This window comes from Streptomyces sp. NPDC097129 (assembly GCF_055668065.1).
In genome coordinates this window covers 351,590-368,783 of the sequence record NZ_JBVOQE010000006.1, presented here as the reverse complement: position 1 = coordinate 368,783, position 17,194 = coordinate 351,590, and the positions used below count along the sequence as shown (strand labels likewise).

14 protein-coding genes and 1 riboswitch are annotated in these 17,194 nt (G+C 71.4%); of the genes, 2 read left to right on the top strand and 12 right to left on the bottom strand.

The window, feature by feature from the left end; all coding sequences use genetic code 11:
* The first annotated feature begins 147 nt into the window (after positions 1–147).
* Together AC0B9F_RS20110 and AC0B9F_RS20105 are read left to right on the top strand one after the other, a co-directional pair.
* Positions 148–951 carry an ABC transporter ATP-binding protein gene (locus AC0B9F_RS20110; RefSeq protein WP_472004407.1) on the top strand — a complete coding sequence of 268 codons (804 nt, stop codon included), beginning with the start codon at positions 148–150 and terminating at the stop codon, positions 949–951.
* Positions 951–3,482, top strand: a complete 2,532-nt coding sequence (locus AC0B9F_RS20105) for an ABC transporter permease (protein ID WP_472004405.1) — start codon at positions 951–953, stop codon at positions 3,480–3,482. Before AC0B9F_RS20110 ends, AC0B9F_RS20105 begins: the two co-directional genes overlap by 1 nt.
* 73 nt (positions 3,483–3,555) lie before the next feature.
* On the opposite strand, the gene AC0B9F_RS20100 is transcribed toward AC0B9F_RS20105, so the two are convergent.
* The 12 genes from AC0B9F_RS20100 to AC0B9F_RS20045 all read right to left on the bottom strand — a co-directional run bounded on the left by AC0B9F_RS20100 (position 3,556) and on the right by AC0B9F_RS20045 (position 17,122).
* Positions 3,556–4,848 (bottom strand): class I SAM-dependent methyltransferase, encoded by a 1,293-nt coding sequence (locus AC0B9F_RS20100; RefSeq protein ID WP_472004403.1) that lies wholly within the window; start codon positions 4,846–4,848, stop codon positions 3,556–3,558.
* Positions 4,849–4,969: 121 nt separating this feature from the next.
* Positions 4,970–5,599 carry a Uma2 family endonuclease gene (locus AC0B9F_RS20095; protein WP_472004401.1) on the bottom strand — a complete coding sequence of 210 codons (630 nt, stop codon included), beginning with the start codon at positions 5,597–5,599 and terminating at the stop codon, positions 4,970–4,972.
* Positions 5,600–5,772: 173 nt separating this feature from the next.
* Positions 5,773–7,161: an NAD(P)/FAD-dependent oxidoreductase gene (locus AC0B9F_RS20090; RefSeq protein WP_472004399.1), complete on the bottom strand. Its 1,389-nt coding sequence runs from the start codon at positions 7,159–7,161 to the stop codon at positions 5,773–5,775.
* A gap of 523 nt (positions 7,162–7,684) precedes the next feature.
* Positions 7,685–8,617, bottom strand: a complete 933-nt coding sequence (locus AC0B9F_RS20085) for a DUF2382 domain-containing protein (RefSeq protein WP_472004397.1) — start codon at positions 8,615–8,617, stop codon at positions 7,685–7,687.
* Positions 8,618–8,749: 132 nt separating this feature from the next.
* Complete coding sequence (locus AC0B9F_RS20080; RefSeq protein WP_472004395.1) at positions 8,750–9,715, bottom strand: Ppx/GppA phosphatase family protein; 966 nt, start codon at positions 9,713–9,715, stop codon at positions 8,750–8,752.
* The gene (locus AC0B9F_RS20075) at positions 9,712–10,266 is read right to left on the bottom strand and encodes a DUF501 domain-containing protein (protein WP_472004393.1); all 555 of its coding nucleotides are present in this window, start codon (positions 10,264–10,266) and stop codon (positions 9,712–9,714) included. The genes AC0B9F_RS20080 and AC0B9F_RS20075 overlap by 4 nt, the downstream gene beginning before the upstream one ends.
* 22 nt (positions 10,267–10,288) lie before the next feature.
* On the bottom strand, positions 10,289–10,765 hold the full coding sequence (locus tag AC0B9F_RS20070) for an FtsB family cell division protein (protein ID WP_472004391.1): 477 nt from the start codon (positions 10,763–10,765) through the stop codon (positions 10,289–10,291).
* A 126-nt stretch (positions 10,766–10,891) separates the two neighbouring features.
* On the bottom strand, positions 10,892–12,187 hold the full coding sequence (gene eno / locus AC0B9F_RS20065; protein WP_472004389.1) for a phosphopyruvate hydratase: 1,296 nt from the start codon (positions 12,185–12,187) through the stop codon (positions 10,892–10,894).
* 279 nt (positions 12,188–12,466) lie between these two features.
* On the bottom strand, positions 12,467–13,198 hold the full coding sequence (locus AC0B9F_RS20060; protein WP_472004387.1) for a transglycosylase family protein: 732 nt from the start codon (positions 13,196–13,198) through the stop codon (positions 12,467–12,469).
* A gap of 3 nt (positions 13,199–13,201) precedes the next feature.
* Positions 13,202–13,370: riboswitch (cyclic di-AMP (ydaO/yuaA leader) on the bottom strand.
* Positions 13,371–13,552: 182 nt separating this feature from the next.
* Positions 13,553–14,644, bottom strand: coding sequence for a transglycosylase family protein (locus tag AC0B9F_RS20055; protein WP_472004386.1), 1,092 nt, complete (start codon positions 14,642–14,644; stop codon positions 13,553–13,555).
* A gap of 127 nt (positions 14,645–14,771) precedes the next feature.
* Complete coding sequence (locus AC0B9F_RS20050; RefSeq protein ID WP_472004384.1) at positions 14,772–16,070, bottom strand: cytochrome P450 family protein; 1,299 nt, start codon at positions 16,068–16,070, stop codon at positions 14,772–14,774.
* Complete coding sequence (locus AC0B9F_RS20045; RefSeq protein WP_472004382.1) at positions 16,067–17,122, bottom strand: nucleoside triphosphate pyrophosphohydrolase; 1,056 nt, start codon at positions 17,120–17,122, stop codon at positions 16,067–16,069. The genes AC0B9F_RS20050 and AC0B9F_RS20045 overlap by 4 nt, the downstream gene beginning before the upstream one ends.
* Positions 17,123–17,194 lie beyond the last annotated feature (72 nt).

Here is a 17,194-nt window from a genome sequence, read left to right as displayed (position 1 = left end):
TGAGACGACCGCCCCGGGTCCGCCCGCAGTCGGCCCCGGGAACCGGAACAGCGGGTGACTACAGGGCATCGAGCCGGCGGAACGATGGAACACGTCCCCCGACACCGTCGTGTCGCGCACCGTCGTTTCCGTGAGGAGAGCATTCCCGTGACCACCACATCCGTCGCCGGCCGGACCAGTGCCGCCGTGGCCGCACGCGCCACGGACCTGTCGAAGATCTACGGCCAGGGCGAGACCCAGGTGGTCGCCCTCGACCGGGTCTCGGTCGACTTCCACCAGGCCCAGTTCACCGCGATCATGGGCCCGTCGGGTTCCGGCAAATCCACCCTGATGCACTGCGTCGCGGGCCTGGACACCTTCTCCTCCGGCTCCGTGCGCATCGGCGACACCGAGCTGGGCTCGCTGAAGGACAAGCAGCTGACCAAGCTGCGCCGCGACAAGATCGGCTTCATCTTCCAGGCGTTCAACCTGCTGCCGACGCTGACCGCGCTGGAGAACATCACCCTGCCCATGGACATCGCGGGCCGCAAACCCGACCGGCAGTGGCTGGACTCGGTGATCCGGATGGTCGGCCTGTCGGACCGGCTCGGCCACCGCCCCTCGCAGCTCTCCGGCGGCCAGCAGCAGCGCGTCGCCGTCGCCCGCGCGCTCGCCTCCCAGCCGGACATCATCTTCGGCGACGAGCCGACCGGCAACCTCGACTCCCGCTCCGGCGCCGAGGTGCTCGGCTTCCTGCGCAACTCCGTGCGGGAGCTGGGCCAGACCGTCGTGATGGTCACGCACGACCCGGTCGCCGCCGCCTACGCGGACCGCGTGGTCTTCCTCGCCGACGGCCGCATCGTCGACGAGATGATCCGCCCGACGGCCGACGCGGTGCTGGACTTCATGCGTGTCCTTCCTGGGGGCAACCCCCAGACCCCCGAGTTCGACGCGAAGGGCCGCACCAGCTGATGTTCCGCACCGCGCTGCGCAACGTCCTCGCGCACAAGGCCCGCCTGCTGATGACCGTCCTCGCCGTGATGCTCGGCGTCGCGTTCGTCTCGGGCACCCTCGTCTTCACCGACACCATCTCCGGCGCCTACGAGAAGAGCTCCGCCAAGGGCTTCGACCACGTCGACGTCGCCGTCCAGCCCCGCTCCCGGCCCGACACCGGAAACACCGTCAGCAAGCGGCCCGAGCTGACCCAGGCGCAGCTCGACACCAGCGCCAAGGTGCCCGGCGCGGCATCCGCGATCGGCGTCGTCCAGGGCTTCACCGCCATCGCCGACCAGGACGGCAAGCTCATCGGCGGCGGCTTCCGCTCCGAGGGCGGCAACTACTGGGGCGCCAAGGACCCGCGCTACCCGCTCGTCGAGGGCCGCGCGCCCACCGGCAAGGACCAGGTCCTCATCGACGCCAGGACCGCCGAGCGGGCCGGCTACCAGGTCGGCGACACCGTGCGCATCTCGGTCGACGGCCCCGTGCTGACCCCCACGATCACCGGCGTCTTCACCACCGACGACGGCAACGTCGCCGCCGGCGGCAGCCTCGCCCTGTTCGACACGGCGACCGCGCAGCGGCTGTTCGGCAAGCCGGGCACCTACGACGAGATCGACGTCAAAGCCGCCCCCGGCACCTCCCAGACCGCGCTCCGGGCCGCACTGGACAAGGCGCTGCCGAAGGACGCCGTGGAGACCACCACCGGCCGGCAGCTCGCCGACGACCAGGCACGGACGATCTCCTCGCAGATGAGCGGGATGCAGCAGGCGCTGCTGGTCTTCGCCGGCATCGCCCTGTTCGTCGGCACCTTCATCATCGCCAACACCTTCACCATGCTGGTCGCCCAGCGCACCAAGGAACTCGCGCTGCTGCGCGCCGTCGGCGCCTCCCGCCGGCAGGTCACGCGCTCGGTGCTGATCGAGGCGCTGGTAGTCGGCGCGGTGGCCGGCGTGGCCGGCCTGGTCGCGGGCATCGGCATCGGCGCCGCCCTGCGGTCCCTGATGGGCGCCTTCGGCGCGACCGTCCCGGACGGCCCGCTGGTGATCACCCCCGGCACCGTCGCCGCCGCGCTCGTCGTCGGCGTCGTGGTGACGGTGCTGGCGGCCTGGCTGCCCGCCCGGCGCGCCGCGAAGATCCCGCCGGTCGCGGCCATGAGCAGCGTGCACGCCAAGGCGACCACCAGGTCGCTGGTGCTGCGCAACACCATCGGCGCGCTGTTCGCCGCGGCCGGCGTCGCGGTGGTGCTCGCCGCCACGTCGATGGACGCCGACGCCGCCCAGGCGCCCATGGGGCTCGGTGCGGTGCTGCTGATCATCGGCGTGTTCGTGCTCACCCCGCTGCTGTCCCGCCCGCTGATCGCGGCCGCCGCGCCGTTGCTGCGCGCGTTCGGGGTGTCGGGCCGGCTCGCGCGGCAGAACTCGGTACGCAACCCGCGCCGTACCGCCGCGACCGCCTCCGCGCTGATGATCGGGCTCACCCTGATCACCGGGATGACGGTGATGGCGGGCAGCCTGCAGACGTCCATCGACAAGATGGCCTCGGCGTCGATCCGCGCCGACTACGTCGTCTCCATGGCCAACGGCAACGAGCTGTCCCCGGGCGTCGAGAAGACGCTGCGCACCACCGAGGGCGTCACCGACGTCAGCCCGCTGCGCAACGCGCCCTCCCGCATCGACGGGCAGACCGAGTACCTGACCGGCGTCAACGGCGCCGCGATCGGCAGGCTCACCGACCTGAAGACCGACGACGGCTCCTTCACGGTCGGCCACGGCAAGGTGGTCGTCGACCGGGACACCGCGGCCTCGCACGGCTGGCACGCCGGTTCCGGCTTCACCGTGCACTTCGAGGACGGCACGGCGCAGCGGCTGGCGGTCGCCGGGGTGTACGCGGGCAACGAGATGATGCGCGGGATCATGCTGGACACCGCCGCCCTCACCCCGCACCAGCCGGCCGGCGCCGGTGACATGCAGGTCATGGTGAAGACCGCCGGCGGCGCCTCGGGGAAGACCAAGGACCGTCTGGTGAAGGCGCTGGGCGACAACCCGGCGATCAAGATCCAGGACAAGCAGGACGTCTCCGACGAGATCGCACAGGTCTTCACGCTGATGCTGAACATGCTCACGGGCCTGCTCATGATGGCGGTGATCGTCGCCGTGCTCGGGGTCGTCAACACCCTGGCGATGAGCGTGTTCGAGCGTTCGCAGGAGATCGGCATGCTCCGGGCGATCGGGCTGGACCGCTCGGGCATCAAGCGGATGGTCCGGCTGGAGTCGCTGGTGATCTCCCTGTTCGGCGGTGTGCTCGGCATCGGTCTCGGCGTGTTCTTCGGCTGGGCCGCCGGTGAGCTGCTCGGCACGAAGATGCCGACGTACGAGCTGGTCCTGCCGTGGGGCCGGATCGCGCTGTTCCTGGCGGGAGCCGCCCTGGTGGGCGTCCTGGCGGCCCTGTGGCCGGCCCGTCGCGCGGCCCGCCTGAACATGCTGCAGGCCATCAAGGCGGAGTAGCGGGTACGGCGGCGACGGGCCCCGCTTCCTTCCGGGAGCGGGGCCCTGGCGCCGTGTCAGGTCGGGGCAGGGGTCAGTTCCAGGTACGGGCGCGCAGGGGCATCCCGGAGATCCCGGAGTCGGGGGTCCTCACCGCGAGGACCTGGTTGACGCCGATGCGGTTGTGTTCGAAGGCCAGTGCCGAGGCGGCCATGTACAGCCGCCACACACGGGCCCGGCCCGGGCTGGTCAGCCGGACCGCGCGGTCCCACTGGGCCTCCAGGTTGGCGACCCAGCCGCGCAGGGTGAGGGCGTAGTGCTCACGGATCGACTCCACGTCGCGCACCTCGAAGCCGGCCCGCTCCAGCTGGGTGACCGTGGTGCCGATGGGCTGCAGCTCGCCGTCGGGGAAGACGTAGGCGTCGATGAACGCGTCGACGTCGTACGCCCCCTCGTCGCGCTGCGGGCGGCGGCCGATCTGGTGGTTGAGCAGCCGGCCGCCGGGCTTGAGCAGGGCGTGCAGGTTGCGGGCGTACTCCAGATAGCGGTCCGCTCCGACGTGTTCGGCCATGCCGATGGAGGAGATCGCGTCGAAGGGCCCGTCCTGCACGTCCCGGTAGTCCTGCACCCGGATCTCGACCTTGTCGGTCAGACCCTCTTCGGCGGCCCGCTTGCGGGCGTAGGCGGCCTGTTCCTGGGAGAGCGTGATGCCGACGACGCTCACCCCGTGCTCGCGGGCGGCGTGGATCGCCATGGAGCCCCAGCCGCAGCCGACGTCGAGCAGCCGCTGACCCGGTCTCAGGTCCAGCTTGCGGCTGACCAGTTCGAGCTTGTCGCGCTGGGCGGTCTCCAGGGTCGCGTCCGCGGCGGGCCAGTAGGCGCAGGAGTACACCATGGACGGGCCGAGGACCAGCTCGTAGAAGTCGTTGCCGACGTCGTAGTGGTGGCTGATGGCCTTCTTGTCCGTGCGGCGGGTGTGCAGATGGCCGCGGCGCCGGCGGACCTCCTCGACGGGCGGGGCGGGCGGCAGCGGCGGCCCCGCGAGCTTCACCAGACCGCGCACGGCCTGGCGTACGGTCGGGTCGCGCAGGGCCTCGCCGAGGGTTCTCGCGTCCTCGTCGCGCTCCCAGATCAGGCCGGCGAGCAGGTCGAGCGCGGCGTACAGGTCGCCCTCGATCTCCAGGTCACCGGCCACCCAGGCGCGGGCCAGGCCCAGTTCGCCCGGTTTGAACAGCAGCCGGCGCAGCGCGCGACGGTTGCGCACGACCAGCGTCGGGGCGCCGGGGGGACCGGCCTGTGAGCCGTCCCAGGCGCGGATACGGACCGGGAGCGGGACTCCCAGCAACTGCTCGAGCAGGCGCGTGAGCCGCAGCGCGGCGTCGGCCATGTGCAACACCTCCGTGACAAGCGATCCCGGAATGTCGTGCACCACGTAAACACCTACGGGGCGGCGCCGCAGTCCCCCACACGCGTCACGGCTGGGTAAACCCTCGGGCGGAGGGGTCGGTTCAGAGGTCCCTCAGCGTTTCGAGGCCGATGTCGATCCCGATGTCGTACGGCACGGCGAACTTGAGCTGGTCGCGGTGAGTGCCGGTCAGGGCGTACGTCCTGGACACCGGGTCGAGCTCGTAGCTGCGGACCACGGGACGCTTGGGCGACCCGTCGGCCTCGACCAGCCAGAAGTGCGGGATGCCCGCGGCGGCGTACTTGCGGGGCTTGGTGTCGCGGTCGCGCGCCTCGGAGTCCGGGGAGACCACCTCGACGGCGAGTACGACGTCGGCGGCGTCGAAGCGGGTCTGGTCCAGGTCGTCGACGACGGCCTGCGCGCGCACGACACAGAGGTCGGGCTCGGGGCCGTTGCGGCGGTCCAGGACTACGGTCATTTCCCGCTCGACCTTCAGGTCGTCCGGGACCGTGTGGCGCAGGCCGTTCAGCAGCAGTTCGATCATCTTGGCGTGGAAACGCCGCTGCGGACTCCCGAAGACCAGGCTCCCGTCGATCAGCTCGGTGTGCGGCGGGAGGTCGGGCAACGTGAACAGGTCGTCCACGGTGTATCCGTCCCGGGGCGGCACCGGCCAGCGGCGGCCGGGCGCGGAGGTCGGCTCGGCAACGGGCTCGGCGGTCATGATTCCTCCCATGGGCGGGATTCTCGGCCTGCCCGTCCACGGTAGCCGTGGAGATCGGCCGACGTCATCACCACGAGTGATCGTGTCCCGGAACGCCGAAGGGGCCGCCCGCACCACGGATGGCGGGCGGCCCCTTCGGGCTGTTCAGCTGCTGACCCGAGGGTCAGGCGGCTTGACCGCGAGGGTCAGGAGGCCTTGGCCTTCTCCTCGGTCTTCACGGCGGCCGGGGCGGGAGCCGGGGCCGGCTTGGCGGCCTCGTAGAACTCCTCACGCGGGGACTCCAGCGCGCCGAGGGAGACGACCTCGCGCTTGAGGAACATGCCGAGCGTCCAGTCGGCGAAGACCCGGATCTTGCGGTTCCAGGTCGGCATCGCCAGACCGTGGTAGCCGCGGTGCATGTACCAGGCGAGACGGCCCTTGAGCTTGATCTTCATCTTGCCCATGACGATCATCGCGACGCCCTTGTGCAGGCCGAGACCCGCCACCGCGCCCTTGTTGGCGTGGCTGTACTCCTTCTGCGGGAAGCCCCGCAGGCCGGAGAGGACGTTGTCGCCGAGCACCCGGGCCTGGCGCAGCGCGTGCTGGGCGTTCGGCGGGCACCAGGCGTTCTCGTTGCCGGCCTTGCGGCCGACCAGGTCCGGGACCTGGGCGTTGTCGCCGGCGGCCCAGATGTAGTCGGTGCCCTGCACCTGGAGCGTGGGCGCGCAGTCGACGTGTCCGCGCGGGCCCAGCGGCAGGCCGTAGCGGGCCAGGACCGGGTTGGGCTTGACGCCGGCGGTCCACACGATGGTGTTGGAGTCGACCTCGAGGCCGTTCTTCAGCACCACGTGGCCGTCGACGCAGGAGTCCATGGAGGTGGACAGGTAGACCTCGACACCGCGGGCCTCGAGGTGCTCCTTGCCGTACTGGCCGAGCTTCGGGCCGACCTCGGGAAGGATCTTGTCGGCGGCGTCGACGAGGATGAACCGCATGTCCTCGCGGGACACGTTGGTGTAGTACTTGGCCGCGTCCCGGGCCATGTCCTCGACCTCGCCGATGGTCTCGGCGCCGGCGAAGCCACCACCGACGAAGACGAAGGTGAGCGCCTTGCGGCGGATCTCCTCGTCGGTCGTCGAGTCGGCCTTGTCGAGCTGCTCCAGCACGTGGTTGCGCAGGCCGATGGCCTCCTCGATGCCCTTCATGCCGATGCCCTGCTCGGCGAGGCCGGGGATCGGGAAGGTGCGGGAGACCGCGCCGAGCGCGATCACCAGGTAGTCGAAGGGCAGCTCGTACGCCTCGCCGACCAGCGGGGCGATCGTGGCGACCTTGCGGTCCTGGTCGATGGTGGTGACCCGGCCGGTGAGGACCTCCGCCTTGGGAAGCACACGTCGCAGCGGGACGACGACGTGGCGCGGGGAGATGCTGCCGGCGGCGGTTTCGGGGAGGAAGGGCTGGTAGGTCATGTACGACCGGGGGTCGACGACCGTGACGGTCGCCTCTCCGTAACGCATCTTCTTCAGAATGCGTCGAGCTGCGTACAGGCCTACGTACCCACCGCCTACTACGAGGATCCTGGGACGCTCCGTGGTGCTCATGGCATCGAGTATCCACCCGGTTGGAGGGGGTGGCTCGTGCGCCCCTTCACAAGGTCCGACGGTGCCTGTGCTACACTCCGCGGCCCGCGTGACGCAGATCATGACGGGCGACGGGAACCGTTGTCCGGTACGGCCCGTTGTCAATGCCGCGTGAGCTGCCTCTCTGGGCAACCGAGGGCACCGTGAGCGGGTCCAAAGGCCCGGCGGAACGCGTGATCCGAAGGTGCGCTGCCCACCCCTTCTGAACATGTTCAAAGGCAAGTTCGGCCCCTGAAGGGGGCATCCGAAGGTGTTCGGGGGGCCTGCGGGACGGAATTCCTTGTGAAGAACTTCACGAACTTTCCCGACGTGGCGTCATCGGACCGTCCGTCAGGCCCGCTCAGGCGTGGCCGCGGGTGCTCAGCGGAGGGCGCTGACCAGGACGGATCGGCCCCGCGGGGCGGGTTGGAAGGCGCCCTTCCGTGCGGGTGCCGGCGACCGTTCGTCGCCGGCACCCCCGTGCGGCCCCCTCGCCACCGGGTCCCTACCGGAGCCCCTGGCCCATGCCGCCGCGGTCGTCGTACCCCGTGCGGTCACGGTCCTCTTCGGCGTCCTCGGCACTGGCCTCGATGCGCTCCTTGCGCACCTGGCCGCGCACGGTCTCCTGCTCGGTGCGCTCCTCGGTGGTCAGGCGCACCCGCTCCACCGGCACGGCCTCGGTCTCCACGACCGGGCGCTCCTCGTGCAGCACCACCTCGTGCTCGGCCTCGCCGATCTCCTGCCCGGACAGCGCTGCGTCGCGGTTCGACTCGGTGATCGGCTCCCGTTCGACGCGCACCTCCTCGTGGCGCAGCGGTACGACGCGCTCCTCCTGCTCGGTGACGACGTACTTGCGCAGCCGGGCGCGGCCCGCCTCACGGCGCTCGACGCCCACGTGCATGTGCTCCTCGGAGCGCGTCATCGCGTCGTCGTCCGGGCCGGTGCGCGCACCGGCGGCCGCACCGGCGGCACCCGCCGTGCCCGCCGCACCCGCCGCACCCGCGGTGCCGGCCGTCCCCGCGGCGCCCGCCGCGCCAGCCGTACCGGCCTCGCCTGCCGTGCCCGCCTGGTGGGCCCAGCCGCCTTCGCCGGGCTGGTTGGCGCGGGACCAGGACTCGTCCCAGTCGAGGCCGTAGTAGTCGTAGAGCCGGTGCTCCTCGTCCTGCGAGAGATGGCCGCCGCCGTCGACGTCGACGTGCGGGGCGTCCTTGACCTTGCTCTTGGAGTACGGGACCTCCGTGTGCCCGTCCACCAACGCGGCGTCACGGATGGGCACGAAGGACTCGCTGCTGCCGAACAGGCCGGTCTTCACCGAGACCCATTCCGGCGCGCCCGTCGTGTCGTCCAGGAAGACGTGCTTGGCTTCGCCGATCTTCTTCCCGTCCTCGCCGAGGACCGGGTGGTCCAGGACTGCCGGGATCTGCTCTCTGGTGATCATGGTTCGTCTCACCCTTCTCGCGGAGCGATTCCCTTGGCGGGTTCACCATCACAAAAAGGGCGAAACAAACCATTGGCAACAAAAGGCACATACTTTTCGTAAGTGCTCTCCCTGCACATCAGTGCGCAGACGTCACGCCACCGACCAGGCGATGCCGTCCAGGATGTCGTGCTCGCTCACCACGACCTCCTCCGCGCCGGTCCTTTCCATGATCGACAGCAGCACCAGGGAGCCCGCCGCGATCACGTCGACCCGCCCGGGGTGCATGGACGGCACGGCCGCGCGCTCGGCGTGCGTGGAGTGCAGCAGCCACTCGGTGATCTCGCGGACCTTGTCCCGCGAGACGCGGGAGTGGTGGATGCGCGCCGAGTCGTACTCGGGCAGCTCCTGGGCGATCGCCGACACGGTCGTCACCGACCCGGCGAGCCCGACCAGCGTGCGCGCCTCACGCAGCGGCACGCTGCTCTCGGCGAGGTCGAGCGCGGCCTCGATGTCGGCCCGCATCGCCGCGATCTGCTCCTCGGTGGGCGGATCCGTGACCGACCCGCCGGCCACCAGGTGGCGCTCCGTCATCCGTACGCAGCCGACGTCCACCGAGCGGGCCGCGCGCACGTGTTCCTCGCCGACGACGAACTCCGTGGAGCCGCCGCCGATGTCCACCACCAGGAACGGCCGCTGAAGGTGCTCGTGCCCGGCCAGCTCCCTGGTCGCGCCGGTGAAGGAGAACTCCGCCTCCTGGTCACCGGTGATGACCTCCGGCTCCACACCGAGGATGTCCAGCACACCGCGTACGAAATCGTCGCGGTTCTCCGCGTCGCGGGAGGCGGACGTGGCGACGAACCGCAGCCGCTCGGCGCCGTGCTCCTTGATGATCTGCGCGTACTCCCGGCAGGCGGCGAAGGTGCGCTCCAGCGCCTCGGGGGCGAGCCGGCCGGTGCGGTCGACGCCCTGCCCGAGCCGCACGATCGTCATACGGCGGTCCAGCTCGACGAGTTCGCCCGTGGCCCCCGCGCCGGCGGCGCCGTCGGGCACGGTCGCGTCGGCGACCAGCAGCCGGATGGAGTTCGTACCGCAGTCGATGGCGGCGACCCGGGTCACTGGGCGTCCTCCTCGGTTCCGGCGTCCGCGCCGTCGCCGGCCGGGGTGACGCAGGGGCCCTTGCGCCACCACTCGGGCAGCAGCGCGATCGCCTCGTCGCCGAGCGGGTTGACGCCCGGTCCGGCGGCCAGCGAGTGGGCGACCAGCACGTGCAGGCACTTCACCCGGTCCGGCATGCCGCCGGCGCTCGGGAAGCCGGTCAGCTCCTCGATCTCGTCGCGGCGCCGGATGTAGTCCTCGTGCGCGGCGCGGTAGGCGGCGGCCAGCTCCGGGTCGCTCTGCAGCCGCTCGGTCATCTCCTTCATCACGCCCTCGGCCTCCAGGGTGCCGATCGCGGAGGAGGCCCGGGGGCAGGTGAGGTAGTACAGCGTCGGGAAGGGGGTGCCGTCCGGCAGGCGCGGGGCGGTCTCCACGACGTCGGGCTGCCCGCAGGGGCACCGGTGGGCGATCGCGCGCAGCCCGCGCGGCGGCCGGCCCAACTGCTGCTGGAAGGCCGCCACGTCCGCGTCGGTGGGTTCGGTGCGCGGGGTGGACGGCGGGGGCGTTTCCACTACGGAGTTCTCTCTTGTCGAATTACTGGTCAAAGGCGTCGGCCTTGTCGACCCCGTCCCAGACGTTGGAGTACCAGGGGCGGTCCGCCGAGCCGGCGTCGGTGCGGGCCTGCTTCGCGGCGTCCGGGTCGACCACGACGTACCCGGTCTCCCCCGGCAGTACATAGTGCAGCCGTTTGCGGATCTGCTGCTCGGCGAAGGAGTCGTCCTGCCAGCGCGCCTTGAGGTCGCGCAGCTGCTCCACGCGCTGCCGGGCCTGCTGCTTCTGCCGCTGGACGTCGGCGATCTCGGCGCGCTGCGAGACGTACTGGCGCATGGGGTAGGCGAGCGCCACGATCAGCGTGCACACCACCAGCGCGAGCAGCGCCGCGCGGCCGGTGAGCCGGGAGCGGCGGGCCTGCCGTTTGGTCTGGGAGCGGTAGACGCGGGCCGCGGTCTGCTCGCCGAGCAGCCGGATCCTGGTCGCTGTGGAGAAACGGTCCCGGTCCTTCACGGCCATCTGGCTTACCGCCTCCCCTTGCCTCTTGCCTCGCGTGCGGCACACGTGCGTACGTCCCCGGACACGGTACGGGACCGAGTACGGGGACGTACGTACGACAGGGCCTGAGCCTTACGTCAGGATGGGTCAGCCCTTGGAGACCGCGCCGCGGAAGCGGGGGAAGGCGCTGCGGCCGGCGTACACCGCGGCGTCGTCGAGGATCTCCTCGATGCGCAGCAGCTGGTTGTACTTGGCGACGCGCTCGGAGCGGGCCGGGGCACCGGTCTTGATCTGGCCGCAGTTGGTGGCGACGGCCAGGTCGGCGATGGTGACGTCCTCGGTCTCGCCGGAGCGGTGGGACATCATGCACTTGAAGCCGTTGCGCTGGGCGAGCTCGACGGCGTCCAGGGTCTCGGTGAGCGAGCCGATCTGGTTGACCTTCACCAGCAGGGCGTTGGCGGCGCCCTCCTCGATACCGCGGGCCAGGCGCTCGGGGTTGGTGACGAACAGGTCGTCACCGACGAGCTGGACCTTGTCGCCGAGCTTGTCGGTGATGGTCTTCCAGCCGGCCCAGTCGTCCTCGAACAGCGGGTCCTCGATGGACACCAGCGGGTAGGCGTCGACCAGCTCGGCGTAGTACTCGGTCATCTCGGCGGCCGAGCGGGTCTTGCCCTCGAAGACGTAGGAGCCGTCCTTGTAGAACTCGGACGCGGCGACGTCGAGGGCGAGGGCGATCTGCTCGCCGGGGGTGTAGCCGGCCTCCTGGATCGCCTCGAGGATCAGGTCGAGGGCCTCGCGGTTGGAGCCGAGGTTCGGGGCGAAGCCGCCCTCGTCGCCGAGGCCGGTGGCCAGGCCCTTGGACTTCAGGACCTTCTTCAGGGTGTGGTAGACCTCCGCGCCCCAGCGCAGCGCCTCGGAGAAGGACTCCGCGCCGATCGGGGCGATCATGAACTCCTGGATGTCCACGTTGGAGTCGGCGTGCGAGCCGCCGTTCAGGATGTTCATCATCGGCACCGGCAGCAGGTGCGCGTTCGGGCCGCCCAGGTAGCGGAACAGCGGCAGGTCGCTGGCCTCGGAGGCGGCGTGGGCGACGGCGAGGGAGACGCCGAGGATGGCGTTGGCGCCGAGGGAGCCCTTGTTGTCGGTGGCGTCCAGGTCGAACATGGCCTGGTCGATCAGGCGCTGCTCGGTGGCGTCGTAGCCGACCAGCTCCGGGCCGATCTGCTCGATGACGGCCAGGACGGCCTTCTCGACACCCTTGCCCTGGTAGCGGCTGGCATCGCCGTCACGGAGCTCGATGGCCTCGAAGGCGCCCGTCGAGGCGCCGGACGGAACGGCGGCACGACCGGTGCTGCCGTCGTCGAGGCCGACCTCGACCTCGACCGTGGGGTTGCCTCGGGAGTCCAGGATTTCCCGGGCTACGACGACGTCGATGGACGGCACGAGCATCTCCTTCGTGGATGTGACGCTGGAAGTGCGGGGCTGGTGAGCCTTGCGACTAGAGCCTAACCGCCCCGGGGCCATCGGCCAGCCGACCGACCGGCCCGTGGACAGACAGACCGTACCCATTGTTCATCCACGGAACAAAGGGGGGTGCCGTTCCGGCTGAACGGCCGGGAAACACCGGAAGACAAAGCCCCGCCCCGGTGCGTACGGGGGAAGACGCACCGGGGCGGGGAGCCCGTGGGGACGGGGAGCGGCCCTCGGCCGGCCGGCTGCCGCTTACTTCAGGTGCAGCTGCTGGCCCGGGAAGATCAGGTTGGCGTCCTCGACGATGTCCTTGTTCAGGTCGAACAGCTTCTTCCAGCCGCCAGCGACCTTGTGCTTCTCGGCGATGGAGCTGAGGGTGTCGCCCTTGACGACCTTGTACTCGCCGTCGCCCTTCTTGACCTTCTTGCCGGTCGGGGTGGTGACGGTCTTGGTGCTCTGCTTCTTCGGCGTCTGCGCCGGGCGCTCGCTGGAGCGGGAGGCGCTCTGCTGCTCCGTGGAGCGGGTCGTGGTGGCGCCCTGGGAGGACGAGCCGCTGCCCTGGGAAGAGCTGGAAGAGCTGGAGGAGCTCGAGGAGCCGCCGCCGTTGTTCGGGGTGTTCGACAGGCCCGTGCCGCAGACCGGCCAGGCGCCCTTGCCCTGGGAGGCGAGGACCTTCTCGGCGACCTGGATCTGCTGCGCCTTGCTGGCCTGGTTGGCCTGCGGGGCGTAGGCGGTGCCGCCGTACGCGGCCCAGGTGGAGGCGGAGAACTGCAGACCGCCGTAGTAACCGTTGCCAGTGTTGATGGACCAGTTGCCACCGGACTCGCACTGCGCGACCGCGTCCCACTCGGAGGTGGTGGCGGCGGAGGCGTTGCCGGCCGCCATCAGCGGGGCGGCGACGGCGGCGCCGGTCACGCCGGCGAGCGCGATGGCGCGGGTGGCCTTGGAGGGACGACGGTGCTTGCCCTTGCCGGAAAACAGCATGGTGGATCCCCTCACCGACGCCTGCGAGGTGAGCTGTCGGGTTCGGGCCGGTTGAGTTGCCCGGCCACCCCTCCCGTGGGAGGTGTGGCTTCACCCCTAGCCGCTCCGGCTCAACTGCCGGGCACGGCGCTTACCTTGGGTCCCCCGCTCCTGCCTGCGGCGCGTTATGCGACGACTGTTCCCGTGCGGCCGCTGGCAGGATTCGGCGTTGCGGCCGCCGGAGCTCGCGGTGGCGAGCGGTCATGACCGTAGACAGGCGATCGGCCGAATTTCAAAGACGATCACGGCTTCTGAGACTCATCCCACACTTTCACCAAAGCGGACATTAGTCTCGAAACAGGGCGTCAACTCCCGCTACTTTCGGCCCGTTTCGCCACCGACAAGCAGTGTCTGACCGGGCACGATGTGGCCCGGGTCGGCGCCGATCGCGTCCCGGTTCTCCGCGTACAGCGCGCGCCACCCGCCCTCGACGCCAAGGGAGTCGGCGATGGACGTGAGGCTGTCCCCGTCGCGGACGGCGTAGCGCGAGGCGTGCCGGCCCGAGGCGGGCGTCGCGCCCGCTTGGACCGTGTCCTCCGTGGCGCCGGCGCCCCGGTGGCGTCCGCCGCCGTCGAGGGCGCCGGTGTCGACGAGCCCCGAGGAGCCGACGATTTGACGCAGGGTGTCCGGATCGTCGTCCTTTGCGGCAGCCGCGGAGGGACTGTCGGACGGCTGTGACGTGCCGGTTCCGGAACTCCCGGACGCGCCGGGCTCGGTCGCGGCGCCCGTGGACGGGGCGGCGGACGACGCACCGTCAGAGGGCTGCGCGGAGACACCCGTGGAGGGCGTCCCGCTCGCCGTGCCGGAGGGCGTCCCGGAGGAGTCGGGCAAGCCGGGCGAGTCCACCGAACCGGAGGTTCCGGATGATTCGGCGGTACCGGTGGATCCGGACGTACCGACTGAACCGGAGGAGCCGGTCGGACCGGGGGAAGCCGGGGCGGAGGAGCCCGAGCCGGCGGTGGAGCCGGCGGACACCGAGCCGCCGCCCGCCGTGTCGCCCGCGACGCCCGTGTCGACGTCGGGTGCGGAGGTGTCGGCGGACAGGCCCGCGGTCAGCCCGCACAGCGTCCAGTGGCCGACGCCCTGGTCGGCGAGGACCTTCTCGGCGACGGCTATCTGCTGCGAACGGCTGGCGAGATCGGGCCGGGCCGCGTACTCCAGGCCGCCGTGTCCCTCCCAGTCCTCCTGCGACAGATGCAGGCCGCCGTACAGCCCGATCCCGGGGTTGTCGCTCCAGCGGCCCTGGCTCTCGCACTCGGCCACCTTGTCCCACGTCGTACCGTCGGCCGCGTGGGCGCTCGCCGCGCCGAGCAGCGGGATGGCGATGGCGGAGCCGGTCACTCCGGCCGCGACGAGGAGAGCCGGAGCCTGACGGGGGCGACGGTGTCGGCCGTTCCCGGGGAGCATGCGGTGACCTTTCGCGAGACAGCAGTGACCGGCGCGGCGCCTGGAGGCACCGGCGTCGCGCTGACGAGTGAACGTATCGGCAGACGATCGCCAGTCACAAGTTCATGCCGCGCAGATCACGTGAAGATCACATAGTTGAAGAGGTGTCAGTTTTCTGTGCGGGTGCGGGCGTGAACGTCACGGGCAACTGCCGCAGACCCCGCATGATGAGGCCCCCGCGCCAGCGCAAGTCGGCCGGTTCGGCGTCCAGTCGGAGGTCGGGCAGCCGGGTGAGCAGGGTGGCGAGGGCGCTCTGGCCCTCCAGACGGGCCAGCGGGGCGCCCAGGCAGTAGTGGATGCCGTGGCCGTAGCCGAGGTGCTGGTTGTCACGGCGGGCGAGGTCCAGCACGTCGGGCCCGGGGAAGCGCTCCGGGTCGCGGTCGGCGGCGGCCAGGACGACGAGGACGGGATCGCCGGGGGCGATGTCCTGCCCGCCGACGGTCAGCGGCTCGGTGGCGAACCGCCAGGTCGCCAGCTCCACCGGCCCGTCGTAGCGCAGCAGTTCCTCCACCCCGCTCTCCAGCAGCTCGCGCTCGCCCCGGGCGAGGGAGTCCTGCAGCCGGTGCCACTGCTCCGGGTGCGTGAGCAGGGCGTAGGTGCCGTTGCCGATGAGGTTGACGGTCGTCTCGAACCCGGCGAACAGCAGGATGAACGCCATCGCCGCGGCCTCGTTCTCGGTGAGGTGCTCGCCGTGGTCGGAGGCGCGGATCAGGGCGGAGATGAGGTCCTCGCCGGGGGCGGGTTCGGCGGGCAGCGCCTGCCGCTTGCGGTGGATCAGCTCGGCGAGATAGCCGCGCATCTTCTTCACCGACCGGGCGACCCCGCCCCTGGGCCCGCCGCCGTGCCGGATCATCATCCCGGCCCAGTCCCGGAAGTCGTCCTGGTCCTCGCGGGGAACGCCGAGCAGGTCGCAGATGGCGTAGATGGGCAGCGGGAAGGCGAACTCGTGGATGAGGTCGGCCGAGCCCCGCTGCGCGAACCCGTCGATGAGGTGGTCGGTCAGCTCCTGAACGCGCGGCGCGAACTCGGCGACCCGGCGGGGCGTGAACGCCTTGCTGACCAGGCGCCGCAGCCGGGTGTGGTCCGGCGGGTCGATGTTCAGCAGGTGCGTCATCAGCTCCGCCGAGCGCTCCCCGGGGATGCCGGTCTTGCCCTTGGCGTGCGCCGGCTCGTCGTGGTGCGCCGGGTTCTTGCTCAGCCGCTGGTCGGCGAGGGCCTGCCGGGCGTCGGCGTACCGGGTGACCAGCCAGGCCTCCACCCCGCTGGGCAGCCGGGTGCGGTGCACGGGCGCGTGCTCGCGCAGCCACGCGTAGGCGGGGTAGGGGTCGGCGGCGAACTCCCAGGTGAAGAGTTCGGGGGCGTCGTCGGGGCGGAGCTGCTCGGTCACTGCCCGACCGTATCCGGATCCGGGTGGGCCTCCGCGTCGCGGTGGGCGCCGGACGCCGCGGACGCCGCGTCGCCGCCGACGCCCTCCGCCTCGCGGATCGCGTCCCGGTAGGCGCGGGCCGCCGCGCGCAGCGACGTCTCCGGGTCGACGCCGTCCGCCTCGGCGCGCGCGGCGAGCGCCAGCAGCTGGTAGCCGATGCCCTCGCCCTGCGGCAGCTCGACGTCCAGGCCGGCCGTGCGGGTGCGGGCGGCGAGCTTGGCGGCGAGGGCCAGGGCGGGCTGGTGCACCGGGACGCCCTCGGTGACGGAGGCGCGCCGCTTCTCCTGCGCCTTCGTGCGCCGCCAGTGCGCCTTGACCTCCTCGGGGGTGGTGGCGGTGGCGTCACCGAAGACGTGCGGGTGGCGGTGGATGAGCTTGGCGACGATGGCGCCGGCCACGTCGTCGACGGAGAAGGGGGCCTCCGGGTCCTCCTCGGCGATGCGCGCGTGGAAGACCACCTGGAGGAGCACGTCGCCCAGCTCCTCGCGCAGTTCGTCGCGGTCGCCGTCCTCGATGGCCTCGACCAGCTCGTACGCCTCCTCCATGGCGTACTTCGCCAGGCCCTCGTGGGTCTGCCGTGACGACCACGGGCAGGCGACGCGGATGCGGTCCATGACCTGCACGAGGTCGAGGAGGCGGGCGCCGGGCAGGTCGTAGGAGGCGGGCAGCAGCTCCAGCTCCGGCATGGCGACGCGGCCGGAGCCGGCCAGCCGGGCCAGGCCGTCGGTCAGCGCCGGCTCGCCCTCGCCGCCGGCCACGACCACGACCGTGCGGCCACCGGCGCAGGCGTCCAGCAGTTCGTCGGCGCTCGCGGCGGCCTCCTCCACGACGACGCCCGCCTCGCGCAAGTACGGCAGCTGGGGGTGGGAGCCCTCCGCGCACAGCACCCGGTCGGCTTCCCGCACCGCCTGCCAGGCGGGCCAGGACAGCAGGCCGGGCGCCACGCGGTGGCTGGTGGTGAGCAGGACGATGCGGCCGGGGGCGGCGGAGTCTTCGGGGCGCGATGCGTTCACGCTTCGAACGTACCGCGCGGCGGGAGATGGCTCCGCCCGTTGTCCACAGGGCGGGGTCGCGGTGTGATGATC